This window comes from Streptomyces griseobrunneus (assembly GCF_046713465.1).
Classification (GTDB): Bacteria; Actinomycetota; Actinomycetes; order Streptomycetales; family Streptomycetaceae; genus Streptomyces; species Streptomyces microflavus.
This window is the reverse complement of the sequence record NZ_CP177080.1, coordinates 5618271-5630597: the sequence shown is the minus strand read 5'-3', so window position 1 is coordinate 5630597 and position 12327 is coordinate 5618271. Positions and strand designations below refer to the sequence as shown.

The following is a 12327-nucleotide window of genomic DNA, read 5'->3' as shown; positions in this document are numbered from 1 at the left end:
GACGTCCTGAGTGAATTCATGAGCATTCTGGATTCACCGGAAGAGAACGTGTGCGTCGTCCTGACCGGGCACGGCGGCCGGACGGTCACCCTTCCCCCGGAAGAGCTGGACGCGCGGGTCGCGCGGCTGCTGCGGGAGGCCGGGCCCGTGGACACGGGCGGGACGCCGGACTCCTTGGAGCTGAGCTCCTCGGCGGAGTACGGCAGCGTGTGGTGGGCGCACAATCCGGCCGACTGGCGTGGCCCGCAGGCGCGTTCGGGGCTGCTGGCGGCCCGCGCGGCGGGCGGACGCCCCGTACGGTACGCGGTCGGGCACGCGGGCCACTCCCAGTTCGCCGTCGACCGTGCGCACCCCCTCGACGGGCGGCTCCTCGGCGCCAAGCTGGACGCCCTCAACCGGCTCCCGCCGGAGCTGCTGAGCGGTGACGGGGAACAGCCGCGGGTCATCACCGCCACCGCGCCCTCCTGCGAGCAGTTCTTCAGCCTCGGCCCCCAGCAGGCCGAGCACCTGTACTACCTGCTCTACGCCCCGCTCGGCCAGGTCGCGGTGCCGCCCGACCCATGGGGGCTCGACACCTCGGCGTACGAGAGGGAACGGCTCTCCGCCACCTGCCGCTGGGTACGGGAGACGCTGGGCGGCACCGGGTTCACCGTCGTGGAGCCGGGCGCCTGCGAGGGGGCGCTGACCGCTCCGCTCCGCGAGACCGGTCTCACGGTGATCCCGACCGAGCCCCACGACGAATTCCGGCGGAGACTCTCCCGGCGTCTCGGCCCCGCCGGCATCACGGCGGACACGGTGGAGGAACTCGCCGAGAAACGGCATCTCCCCGCCGACGCCTATCTCCTCGCCGAAATCTTCTACTACCTCGACGACATTTCGGTGGTCGACGGCCTTCCCACCGATCTGCTCCTGGTCACTTCCTCGCCGGAATTCATCGAGAGTTCCGTGCGGCCCTGGTTCTCAGGACCGGGGAAAGGGAAATGGCGACCGGACGGGCAGCGCACCCTCGTGCCGCCCCGCATGGATTTCCTGGTGGACGGCGTCGCTTATCAACGGAAAAGGGGAAGTGTCGGGCTGGTCTACCGCCGGATCTGACGCCCCTCCTTCCCCTGGCACCACGTGTTCTCCCCCGTACGAGCCCGCAAGCGCCCAACGAAGGGAACCCCACCGTGATCCGCCACTCCAGCCCCATCAGCGGCGTCGCCGCCCACGAGGACTCCTACGTCGCCACCGCCGGTTACGACAACCACGTCATCCTCTGGGACCAGCGCACCCGCGTCCCGCTCGCCCGGGTGGCACACGATCACCTCGCCAACCAGTGCGCCTTCAGCCCCGACGGCAGATTCCTGGTGACCTCCTCCAGCGACTACAGCGCCCGTATCTGGTCGGTGCCCGACATGCGGCTGCGGGCGGTGCTCGGCCACCACGAGGACGACGTGGAGATGTCCGCCTTCCATCCCACCGAGGAGAAGGTGGCCACCGCCTCCCGTGACCACCGGGTCAGGGTCTTCGACTTCACCGGAGACCTCCTGCACGTCTTCAGCGGGCACACGGCGGATGTCATCTCCGTGGCCTGGAGCCACGACGGCCGGGAGATCATCAGCTCCAGCGACGACGGGACGATCAAGCGCTGGTCCCTGGCGACCGGGGGCCTCGTCGAGGACCTGGACCTCGGCGGGGTGGAGACCGACACCGTCGCCATCGGCGGGAACGGCACGGTCTACGCCGGGAACGACGAGGGGGAACTCATCGTCCTCCGGGGCGGTGAACGGCACTTCGTGCCCGCCCATGACGCGGGTATCAAGCGGGTGGTGCTGGGCGAGGAGCGAGGGCTGCTCATCAGCCTGAGCTACGACCGGACCATGCGGCTGTGGGACGTGTCCGGCGGGACCCCGCAGCTGCGCGACAGCGTCGCCCTGCCGCCCGTCGTCTGGCCCCGCACCTGCGCCTTCGCCGCGGGCTCCGAGATCGTCTTCGGCACGTTCGGCGACAGCTACCACCGCTACGACTTCGCCAAGGGCCTGTGGAGCGAGGACCCCGTCGCCCCCACCTGGGGCCTCAACGCCGTTGCCGTACACGGGGGTTCGGTCTACACCATCGGTGACGCGGGCACGCTGTGGCGGAACGGCGAGGTGCACGCGCAGCCGGACAGCCTCTGCAACTTCCTCACGCCCGTCGGCTCCACGGTAGTCACCGGAGGGCAGCTCGGGACCGTCTTCGACGCCCTCACCGGTGCCCCGGTCCACCAGCACCGCTCCCCGCTGAACTGCGCGGCCGCCTTCGAGCGGGACGGCAGGCGCCATGTCGTGGTCGGGGCGTACACCGGCGAGGGCGTCGTGCTGGCGGAGTCCGACGACGGCTCCCTGGAGCATGTCCGGGATGTCCCCCTGCACTCCAACGCGGTGAAGGGCGTGGCTCTCTCCGGCGGCCTGATCTTCTCCGTCTCGGCGGACGGCGGCGCGGCCTGGCACGAGACGGCCGGGCTCACCCGGGTCCACGCCCTGGCGGACGCGCACGGCATGATCGCCAACGGCTGCGTCGGGCTGGGCGGCGACGGCTGGTTCGCCAGCGTCTCGCGCGACCTCGTCCTGCGCCTGTGGAGCCCCGACTTCACCTCCACCGAGGTGCCCACCCCGCACCGCCACTCCCTCAAGTGCGTCAGCGCCGACGAGCAGGGCCGCCACATCGCCGTCGGCGCCTACAACGGGCGCGTCACGGTGTACGACCGGGAGACCGGCCGCTGGTCCACCGACGTCCGCCCGACCACGGCGGGCGTCTCCTCCCTGACGTACGACAGCGGGCGCGGCGTCTTCCTCGCCTCCTCCTACGACGGGGCGGTCCACGAGGTCGCGCCGGACGCCTCGCGGACCGTGTGATGACCGATCTGCTGGTACCGACGAGGCCCCTGCACCCGTACGCCGTGGAGGGCGTGGAGCCCGGCTGGCGGCCCACCCGCCGGCTGACCGTGCTGACGCCCCTCTACCGCGAGGCCGCAGCCACCTTCGAGCGCTCGGCGCGCGCGGTGGCGGCCCTGGAGTACCCGGACGAACTGCTTCAAGTGCTCTGGCTCGTCGAGGCGGGCAGCGCCGGGGACCAGGACGCGGCGCGGGCGGGCGCGGCGATGGCCGCGTACCGGCGGGCCGGGCTGGACTGGCGGCTGCTGCGGCTGCCGGGCATGAGCCCCAAGGGCGCGGCGCTGAACCACGCCTTCCCGTACGCCGAGGGCGAGGTGATCGCCATCCTCGACGCCGACGTGGTCCCCGCGCCCGGCCAGGCGGCCGAGGCCGTCCTCGCGCTGGAGCAGGGCAACGCGCTCGTCCAGGCCGAGGAGATCAGTGAGCCGGGGGCCGGTCTCGCCGCGCGCGCCAAGGCGGGCGAGGACGCGGTGTGGCACGCCTCCGTGCGCGGCCTCAAGCGGCTGGCGGGCGTCCATGTCGTGGCGGGCAGCTCCGTCTACGCCTGGGCCGGGACATGGGACCTGGTGCGCCCCGTGCGCTCCGACGACGTGGAGGAGTCCTACCACTGGTCACTGCGGCTGATGGGGGCCGGGGTGGAGACCGGCTTCCTCGCCTCCGCCTCGCGGGTCAGCGCCACCGAACGGCCCGCCGCCGCACTCCGCCAGCGGGCCCGCTGGGCGCGGGGACAGCTGCGCGCGGTCGCCGTGAACTGGGCCGAACTCCCGCCCCGAGGAAGGCTGCTGGGCGCCGTCACGGTCGGCTCGCTGGCGGCCAGGGCCGCGCTGCCCCTGGTGTGCGGGGGTGCCGTCGCCGTACGCGCCCTGCGCCCGGCGGCGCTCGCCCTGGTGCTGGCGGACGCGGCCTGCGTCCTGGGCGCCCGGCGCGAAACGGCCTACCGGCAGCGTACGGACGCGGTCGGCTGGGCCCTCGTCGTGCCCTGGCACATGCTGGGGTCCCTCGCCGTGTACCTGGCCCTGTACGAGTGGGCGAGGGGGCAGCGGGGCTGGCACAGCGTGCGGGACGGGGACGACTCCGGGGCACCCGTGGACTCTGCGGCCGACCGGGCTTCCGACGCCACGGCGAACCCGGCCCCGGCCCCGGCCCCGGAAGGAGTCCGTCGTGCCGACTGAGAGTGTCACCTCCACGGCGGTGATCAGCGGAGCCGTGATGGCCCACCCGCGCCGGGCGGCGGAGGCCGCCCGGCTGGCCGCCTCGCTGCCCGCATGGGGCACCCGGGTGGTCGTCGACCCCTCGCCCGAGGCCGGGCCCGGGGCCCTGCGGACGGCACGGGCGGCCTGGGCGGCGGTGGCACCGGAGGCCACCCATCACGTCGTGCTCCAGGACGACGTGGTGCCCTGCCGGGAGTTCGCCGCCCAGGTCGCCCACGCCGTACGGGAGCTGCCCGATACTCCGCTGGCCCTGTACGCCAACTGGAACTCCTGGAACGGCGCGGCCACCCGTGCCGCGGCCCTCCAGGGCGCCTCCTGGGTGCCCGCCGTACCGGGCGAGTGGACCCCCAGCCTGGCTCTCGTGCTGCCCCGCGCGGACGTGGACGCGCTGCTGACGGCCGTACCCCCGGACGTCACCGGTCCCGACCCGGACGACACCGTCCTCGCCCGTGAACTCGGCCGGCGCGGACGGCGGGTGCTGATCCCCGTACCGCACTGGGTGGAGCACGCCGACGGGACCAGCCTGGTCGGCAACGACGTGTACGGGCCCCGGCACTCCGCCTGCTTCGCCGACGACACGGCCGCTGGGCCCGACCCGGCGGGACCGGTGGCGGCGGCGCCCGACGTCCTCGTCCACCTGTTCAAGGGCCGGGTCCAGCTGGTCCTGGCGGCCGACACCGGGACGCCGCGCCGGGCATCGCGGGAAGGCTATCTGCGGGCGGCGGGGCCGGCGGGGCGGAGCCCCCGCCGCTCGGCGCGGGCGGTCGCGGCCCTGCGCGCCCCGAGCGTCCTCCTCGGCGCCCTGTGCGAGGAGATCTGGTACGCCGCCTATCTCATGGCCCTGCACACCCCGGCCGGCCGGGCACCCGGCGCCGGGGACGACCGGATCCGGCTCTGTCTGCGCAGCCTGGTCCTCGGCGGCACCGCCGACCGCGCCGACCTGCGGTTGTGGGCCCTGCACCGGGTGGGCCCGCTGATCGGCCTGGCCGAGGACGGCCTGCGGGCCGGATTCGAAGACCGGGAGGCGTACGGCCGCCCCGCACCCCTTCCGCCGGAACAGCTCGCCGCCCTCCCCGAGGCCGCGCTGATCTGGTCCCACCCGCTGACGCTGGAGGAACGATGACCGCTGATGCCGAAGGGCCGGTGCCGGCTGACGCCGAAAGGCCGGTGACCGCTGACACCGAAGGGCCGGTGCCCGCTGACGCCGAAGGGGCGACGGCCACCGGCCCGGCCACCGTCCTGGTGTTCTCGCCGCACGCCGACGACGTGGTGCTCTCCTCCTTCGGCGCCCTGCGGCCCGGCGGCGAGGCGGTCACGGTCTTCGCCGGCGTGCCCGACGACCCCGCCCTCCTCGCTCCCTGGGACGAGCGCCTCGGAGCCCGTACGTCACGTGAGTTCGCCCTGGAGCGGCTCCGCGAGGACGCGGCGGCCTACCGGGGTACGGGGGTGGCGCTGGACGCCTGGGCCCACCTGGACGGCCAGTACCGGCCCGGCCCGCCGGACACCGGGGCCCTGCGCCGGGAGATGCGACAGCGGATCGACCGGGCCGGGGAGGTGCGGCTGCCCGCCGCCATCGGGGACCACCCCGACCACCTGGCCGTCCGCGACACCGGACTGGCGGCCTGCCGCGAACTCGCCGCCGCCGGACGGCCTCCCCGGGTGCGGCTCTACGCGGACTACCCGTACCAGCTCTTCGCCATGAGCAACCGCCACCGCGCCCACGGCACCTGGTCCACGTACACCTGGCACAACGAGGACCCGCTCGCCCTGACCGAGTGGTTCGCGCAGCACTTCCCCGGGGGCTCCCAGGAGCACGCCCGGCCCCGGCGGCACACGCTCTCCGAGGACACCGTGGCCGCCAAGGAGCGAGCGGTCCGCTGTCACCGCACCCAGGTCCCCGAACTCGACCGGGCGACCTACGGAACGCTGCTCGACCCCGCGAACCTGGGGCGCGAGTACACCTGGGACCTGCCCGCCCACCTGTGGGAGCCGGTGACCGCCGGTTCCCCGCCCCCGGGAACACCCGTCCGGCCTGGAGGAAGAGACGCATGAGCAGCACGATTCCGACAGCCGCCGGGCACCGGTACCCCTTGCTGCCCGGCAAGATCCGCGCCGACGTACCCGTACCGGTGGAGACCGGAGCGGGCACGGTGACGGCGCGCATGATGAGCTTCACCGGTCTCGTGGACGGCAGGGAGCACATCGCCCTGGTCTTCGGGGAGCGGCAGCGGGAGGTTCCGCTGGTGCGGGTGCACTCCGAGTGCCTGACCGGCGATGTGTTCGGCTCCGGGCGCTGCGACTGCGGGCCACAGCTCCGGGAGGCCATCGACCTCCTCGCCGCCCAGGGAGGGATCCTCCTCTACCTCCGCCAGGAGGGCCGGGGCATCGGCCTGTACAACAAGCTGGACGCGTACATCCTCCAGGACGGCGGGCTCGACACCTTCGAGGCGAACCGGAAGCTGAACTTCGCCGACGACCTGCGGGACTACCGGCCCGCCGCCCAGATGCTCGCCGCGCTCTCCGTGACCGCCGTCAAACTGCTCACCAACAACCCCGACAAGGCACGGCAGTTGACCGACAGCGGGATGGAGGTGCGCTCCACCCGCACCACCGGGGCGTTCGTGAGCGGCAGCAACCGGGGGTATCTGACGGCCAAGCGGGAGGTCGCAGGTCACCGGATCGAGCTGCCCGACGCGGAACGGACGTGACGGAGGAGGACGCCCCCCGCTCCAGGAAGGGCCGTCTGGCCGACCGTCTCGGGGTCCCGCGCCTGTCCGGCAACGGAAGGATCGTCACCGCGACGGCGCTGGACTCCTTCGGCGTGGGGATGTTCATCCCGTTGAACTTCCTGTTCTTCCTGCTCACCACCGATCTGACGGTCCAGCAGGTGGGGTACGGGACGAGCCTGGCGACACTGCTCTCCCTGCCGGTGGCACCGCTGGCCGGGATCGCCGTGGACCGCTGGGGCCCCAAGGCCTCCCTGGTCGCCAACAACCTGATCTCGACCGTCGGCTTCCTCTGCTACCTGCTCGTCGACAGCCAGACCTCGCTGGTCGTGGTCCTCTTCGTGGTCCTGTGCGCGGAGCGCCTGTACTGGGTGGCGTGGCCCGCCTTCGTCGCCGACCTGGCCGAGGGGGAGGAGCTGGACCGGTGGTACGCGTTCACCGCCGCCGGGAAGAACGCGAGCGTGGGTCTCGGCGGTGCGGCCGGCGGCGCCCTGCTGGGCACCGGCTGGTCCGGCGCGGCCGTGCTGATCGTGGTGGTGAACGCGGGCACCAGCGCGATCACGGCGCTGCTCTTCGCCTACCCGGGCCGCGGGGTACGGACCACCGCCGCTCCCCGGCCGGACACCACGCCTCCCCCGCCGGACACCGCGGCTCCGGAGGCGGCAGGCGACGAGGAGGGCGGCTGGCGGTCCCTGCTGGGCGACCGGACGGTGTTCGTGCTGATAGGGGCGCAGACCGCGTTCGTCTTCGCCTGGCTGATCCCCACCACGGTGCTGCCGGTCTACCTGGTGGCGGTGCGAGGACTGCCGCCCTGGCTGCCCTCGACCGCGTTCACCCTCAACGCCCTGCTGATCGTGGTGGCGCAGTCCGCCCTCACGGCCCGGCTGGCCACGTTCCGGCGCAGCCGGGTGGTCGTCCGCAGCGCCGCCCTGATGCTCGCCACCCTCCTGCTCCTCGCGGTCCTCCCGGCGGCGGGGAGCGCGGTGGGGGTGGCCCTGGTCTTCGCGGCCGTCGCCCTGTTCACCTTCGGGCAGATGGCGGCGACCCCCGCCATGACTGCCGTCTCCGCGACCGTGGCGCCCCGCCGCGCCCGGGGCCGCTACCTCTCCGTCGTCAACCTCACCTGGACGGTGTCGGCCATCACCGGGCCGGCGCTCGTCGGGGCTCTGATCGAGGATCACACCCTGCTGCTGTGGGCGGTGCTGGCCGTGCTGACGGCGCTGGGCGGGCTGGGGTACCACGTGGCGGGCCGCATGGCGCCGGAGCGCCTCGGGGCGCCCCGGGCCCAGGTCACCGGGCCGGAGCCGCCAGGCGGAAGCCGACACCGATCGCCGAAAGATCCCGCTCGTACACCCCGTGCCGACGGGCGCACCGGGCGAGGTCCCGGTCGTGGCAGAACGCGCCGCCCCGGGTGATGTGCGGGTCGTGGGCCCAGTCCTCGGCCTCCGGTACGCCGTCGGGGGCGCCGGGGTAGGGCGCGTAGCGGGTGGAGGTCCACTCGTCGGCGTTGCCCGCCAGGTCGAGCACCCCGAACGGGCTTGCCCCCAGGGGGAAGGAGCCGACCGGCGTGGTGGTGCCGAGGCCCAGGTCCACCAGGTTCGCCAGCCCGGTGCGGTACTCCGCCCCCCAGGGGAACTCCCGGTCGTCGTCCCCGCGCGCGGCACGCTCCCACTCCGTCTCGGTCGGCAGCCGGACACCGGGCTCGCCGATCCGTTCCCCGAGCCAGCGGCAGTACGCCACCGCCCCGTCGTGGCCGACCCCCGTCACCGGGTGGTCGGCGGGGGCGTCGGACGGTGTCACCCCGCCGGTCTCCCGCGCGAACAGCCGCCACTGGCCGACCGTGACGGGGGTACGGGCCATCCGGAAGGCTTCCACCCGGACACGGGTGCGCGGGGCCTCCTTCCGGTACCAGTCCTCCGGAACCCCGGTGTCGGCGTAACGGCGGGCCACCTCCGCCACCGCGTCGGCCGGGGTGCCGCGCCACAGGCTCCCGGCGGGTACGTCGACCCAGTCCACCCGGTCCACGTCCGTGCCGTGCGTGCCGTCCATGCCGTCCATGCCGCCCCTGTCGTCCTTGCCGGCTCGCTCCACGTGCGGAACATCCTCTCGCTCGGTCGTCGCCCGGGTACGGGTGTGGGCCCGGATCACGGATGATCCGGGCCCACCGTCGTACGGGGTACTGCTCAGGTGTCAGCTCTGTGCGGGCGGCGCTTCCTGCTCGGCCGGCTCGGCGGTCGTGGCCGCCTGGGCCTCGGCGCGCTCGCGCATCTTGCGCACCAGCTCCTGCTTCTTGTCCTCGGCGACCTTGCGGTCGGAGTCGCGCGCGGTACCCGCGCCCTGCTGCTCGGCCCGGGACAGCTTCTTGCGCTGTCCGCCGACGCCGAGAAGGTTGTTGCGGCTCTTGGCCACGGCGTTCTCCCATTCGTGGTGAGGTGAGGCGGAAGTGATCAGGTGATCGAGATCGATCGGTCCGGTGGGCGGCGGGTGGTTCGGACCCCCGCCGCGCTCTCACTCGTAGATCTGGAAGAACGAAGACATGCGGAAACGGTACCCCGCTCCCGGAGCGCCCCGCACCAGGTTTTCAGGCCGTCGGGTCGACCGTCGCCTGGTGGGCCTCGGTCAGGTGCTCCTGGGCCTTGAGCCAGGGCAGGAACTGCGCCGAGCGGCGCCAGCCGCAGGTGGAGCAGGTCAGCTCGCGCGACATACCCGACTTTCTTACCTGCACGACGTGTTCACGTCCGTGCTGGTCCCATCTGCTGACCTTGCTGGTGGTGATGGACGGCATCGCGTACCTCCCGGAACGGCGGCGGGGGCTCCGGGGGACTGTACGACGAAGCCCCCGGTTCCGTACCCGGAACCGGGGGCCTCACGCGCTTACGAGGGCGTCAGCAGCCGATGAGGCGGGCGCCGAGGTAGGCCTGGATCTGGTCCAGGGAGACGCGCTCCTGCTTCATGGTGTCGCGCTCACGCACGGTCACCGCGTTGTCGTCGAGGGTGTCGAAGTCGACGGTCACGCAGAACGGGGTGCCGATCTCGTCCTGGCGGCGGTAGCGGCGGCCGATCGCACCCGCGTCGTCGAACTCGATGTTCCAGTTCTTGCGCAGGTCCGTCGCCAGGCCCTTGGCCTTCGGCGACAGCTGCGGGTTGCGCGACAGCGGCAGGACCGCGACCTTGACCGGCGCCAGGCGCGGGTCGAGACGCATCACGGTGCGCTTCTCCATGACGCCCTTGGCGTTGGGCGCCTCGTCCTCGATGTAGGCGTCGAGGAGGAACGCCAGCATCGCGCGGCCGACACCGGCCGCGGGCTCGATGACGTACGGCGTCCAGCGCTCGCCGGCCTCCTGGTCGAAGTACGACAGGTCGGTGCCCGACGCCGCGGAGTGCGCCTTGAGGTCGTAGTCGGTGCGGTTGGCCACACCCTCCAGCTCGCCCCACTCGCTGCCGCCGAAGCGGAAGCGGTACTCGATGTCGGCGGTGCGCTTGGAGTAGTGGGAGAGCTTCTCCTTGGGGTGCTCGAACCAGCGCATGTTCTCCTCGCGCATGCCGAGGTCCGTGTACCAGTTCCAGCGCTGGTCCATCCAGTACTGCTGCCACTCCTCGTCCTCGCCCGGCTTGACGAAGAACTCCATCTCCATCTGCTCGAACTCGCGGGTCCGGAAGATGAAGTTGCCCGGAGTGATCTCGTTCCGGAAGGACTTGCCCACCTGCGCGATGCCGAACGGCGGCTTCTTGCGCGAAGTCTGCTGCACCTGGCCGAAGTTGGTGAAGATGCCCTGGGCGGTCTCGGGGCGCAGGTAGGCGACCGAGCCGGAGTCCTGGGTGGGGCCGAGGTGGGTGGAGAGCAGGCCCGAGAACTCCTTGGGCTCGGTGAAGGTGCCCTTGTTACCGCAGTTGGGGCAGTTGAGGTCGGCGAGGCCGTTGACCGGCGGCTTGCCGTGCTTCTCCTCGTACGCCTCCTCCAGGTGGTCGGCGCGGTAGCGCTTGTGACAGGAGGTGCACTCGGTGAGCGGGTCCGAGAAGGTGGCGACGTGGCCCGAGGCGACCCAGACGTCCGGGGCCAGGATGACCGACGAGTCGAGACCGACCACGTCCTCGCGCGCGGTGACCATGTAGCGCCACCACTGACGCTTCAGGTTCTCCTTCATCTCGACGCCCAGCGGCCCGTAGTCCCAGGCGGCGCGCTGACCACCGTAGATCTCACTGGAGGGGTAGACGAAGCCACGGCGCTTGCTCAGGCTGACGATGGTGTCGATCTTGTCGGCGGCCACGGTGCTCTCTTCATTACGACGGCGACGAACGGCGAATGCTTCAGATTACCGGCGGGCGCACCCCCTGGATCAAATCGGCGGGTGGTCCGACGATCTCCGGCCCCTCCCTATGTGATGTTCCGGGCATCTCATCAGCCTTGTTGACAATCGTTTCCACTTTTGTTGAAAATGACTGTCATGAACGTACGCCGCCTCATACCCACCACCGCCGTCGCCGGAGCAGTCGTCCTCGGTCTGACCGCTCTTTCGGCCTGCTCCACCTCCGACGCAGCGGACGGGGGCAACGGCGACAAGCTGAAGGTGACGGCGTCGTTCTACCCGATGCAGTTCCTGGCCGAGAGGATCGGCGGCGAGCACGTCGCCGTCACCAGCCTCACCAAGCCGGGCGTCGAGCCGCACGACCTGGAACTCACCCCCCGCCAGATCGGCTCCATCAGCGAGTCCGACTACGTGCTGTACCTCAAGGGCATCCAGCCCGCCGTGGACGACGCGATTCTGCAGTCCGGTGTGAAGAACACCGTCGACGCCGCGACCCTCACCACGCTGGAGGACCACGGCTCCGAGGTCAGCGGCCACGACCACGGGCACGAAGAGGAAGCCCATGAGGACGAGGCCCACGAGGAGCACGCCGAGGGCGACGGCCACAACCACGGCGAGGAGGGCGGCGCCGACCCGCACATCTGGCTGGACCCGGTGAAGTACGCCGAGGTCGCCAAGGGCGTCGGGAAGTCCCTGGAGAAGGCCGACCCCGACCACGCCGCCGACTACAAGAAGAACACCGAGGCCCTGGTCGGTGAGTTGAGCAAGCTGAACACGGCGTACGAGACCGGGCTGAAGAACACCGCCACCAAGACCTTCATCACCACTCACTCCGCCTTCGGCTACCTCGCCGAGCGCTACGGGCTCACCCAGCAGGGCATCGCCGGCATCGACCCCGAGGCCGAGCCGAGCCCCGCCCGGATCCAGGAGATCCACACCATCGCGGAGAAGGAGAAGGCCACCACGGTCTTCTTCGAGACGCTCGCCAGCGACAGGACGGCGAAGACCCTCGCGAAGGACACCGGACTGAAGACCGGCGTCCTGGATCCGCTGGAGGGAATCACGAAGAAGTCCCAGGGCGCTGACTACATCGAGGTCATGGAGTCCAACCTCACCGCGCTGCAGAAGGCACTCGGCGCGAAGTGACCAGCCCCACCCGCCCCACCTT

At 72.0% G+C, this 12327-nt stretch carries 11 protein-coding genes and 1 pseudogene; 8 read left to right on the top strand and 4 right to left on the bottom strand.

The window, feature by feature from the left end:
• Positions 1–18: 18 nt before the first annotated feature.
• From ACK8N7_RS25490 to ACK8N7_RS25460, 7 genes and pseudogenes are all read left to right on the top strand, one after another.
• Entirely contained in the window at positions 19–1095 is a 1077-nt protein-coding gene (locus ACK8N7_RS25490) for a class I SAM-dependent methyltransferase (protein ID WP_500444229.1), read from the top strand.
• A gap of 74 nt (positions 1096–1169) precedes the next feature.
• Complete coding sequence (locus ACK8N7_RS25485; RefSeq protein WP_500444228.1) at positions 1170–2876, top strand: WD40 repeat domain-containing protein; 1707 nt, start codon at positions 1170–1172, stop codon at positions 2874–2876.
• Positions 2876–4087, top strand: a complete 1212-nt coding sequence (locus ACK8N7_RS25480; RefSeq protein ID WP_500444227.1) for a glycosyltransferase family 2 protein — start codon at positions 2876–2878, stop codon at positions 4085–4087. Before ACK8N7_RS25485 ends, ACK8N7_RS25480 begins: the two co-directional genes overlap by 1 nt.
• Complete coding sequence (locus ACK8N7_RS25475; RefSeq protein WP_500444226.1) at positions 4077–5249, top strand: hypothetical protein; 1173 nt, start codon at positions 4077–4079, stop codon at positions 5247–5249. The genes ACK8N7_RS25480 and ACK8N7_RS25475 overlap by 11 nt, the downstream gene beginning before the upstream one ends.
• A complete protein-coding gene (locus ACK8N7_RS25470; protein WP_403208220.1) occupies positions 5246–6178 on the top strand; it encodes a PIG-L deacetylase family protein in 933 nt (310 codons plus the stop codon). Before ACK8N7_RS25475 ends, ACK8N7_RS25470 begins: the two co-directional genes overlap by 4 nt.
• Entirely contained in the window at positions 6175–6834 is a 660-nt protein-coding gene (locus ACK8N7_RS25465; RefSeq protein ID WP_403208218.1) for a GTP cyclohydrolase II, read from the top strand. The genes ACK8N7_RS25470 and ACK8N7_RS25465 overlap by 4 nt, the downstream gene beginning before the upstream one ends.
• Positions 6831–8072, top strand: a pseudogene (locus ACK8N7_RS25460) (MFS transporter); the annotation flags it as partial. The gene ACK8N7_RS25465 and the pseudogene ACK8N7_RS25460, both read left to right, overlap by 4 nt.
• A gap of 70 nt (positions 8073–8142) precedes the next feature.
• On the opposite strand, the gene ACK8N7_RS25455 reads toward ACK8N7_RS25460, so the two are convergent.
• The 4 genes from ACK8N7_RS25455 to ACK8N7_RS25440 form a co-directional block, all read right to left on the bottom strand.
• Positions 8143–8910, bottom strand: a complete 768-nt coding sequence (locus ACK8N7_RS25455; protein WP_403209069.1) for a formylglycine-generating enzyme family protein — start codon at positions 8908–8910, stop codon at positions 8143–8145.
• Positions 8911–9042: 132 nt separating this feature from the next.
• On the bottom strand, positions 9043–9261 hold the full coding sequence (locus tag ACK8N7_RS25450; RefSeq protein WP_403208216.1) for a DUF6243 family protein: 219 nt from the start codon (positions 9259–9261) through the stop codon (positions 9043–9045).
• Positions 9262–9433: 172 nt separating this feature from the next.
• Entirely contained in the window at positions 9434–9637 is a 204-nt protein-coding gene (locus ACK8N7_RS25445; protein WP_015608414.1) for a hypothetical protein, read from the bottom strand.
• Positions 9638–9737: 100 nt separating this feature from the next.
• Positions 9738–11120, bottom strand: coding sequence for a glycine--tRNA ligase (locus ACK8N7_RS25440; protein WP_403208214.1), 1383 nt, complete (start codon positions 11118–11120; stop codon positions 9738–9740).
• A 177-nt stretch (positions 11121–11297) separates the two neighbouring features.
• On the opposite strand from ACK8N7_RS25440, the gene ACK8N7_RS25435 reads away from it, so the two are divergent.
• Positions 11298–12305, top strand: a complete 1008-nt coding sequence (locus tag ACK8N7_RS25435; protein ID WP_500444225.1) for a metal ABC transporter substrate-binding protein — start codon at positions 11298–11300, stop codon at positions 12303–12305.
• Positions 12306–12327: the final 22 nt, after the last annotated feature.

Coding starts and splice junctions, on each gene's coding strand:
- ACK8N7_RS25470 (WP_403208220.1), top strand. CDS start 5,246: ATGACCGCTGATGCCGAAGGGCCGGTGCCGGCTGACGCCGAAAGGCCG.
- ACK8N7_RS25445 (WP_015608414.1), bottom strand. CDS start 9,637: ATGCCGTCCATCACCACCAGCAAGGTCAGCAGATGGGACCAGCACGGA.
- ACK8N7_RS25480 (WP_500444227.1), top strand. CDS start 2,876: ATGACCGATCTGCTGGTACCGACGAGGCCCCTGCACCCGTACGCCGTG.
- ACK8N7_RS25455 (WP_403209069.1), bottom strand. CDS start 8,910: ATGGACGGCATGGACGGCACGCACGGCACGGACGTGGACCGGGTGGAC.
- ACK8N7_RS25490 (WP_500444229.1), top strand. CDS start 19: ATGAGCATTCTGGATTCACCGGAAGAGAACGTGTGCGTCGTCCTGACC.
- ACK8N7_RS25435 (WP_500444225.1), top strand. CDS start 11,298: ATGAACGTACGCCGCCTCATACCCACCACCGCCGTCGCCGGAGCAGTC.
- ACK8N7_RS25465 (WP_403208218.1), top strand. CDS start 6,175: ATGAGCAGCACGATTCCGACAGCCGCCGGGCACCGGTACCCCTTGCTG.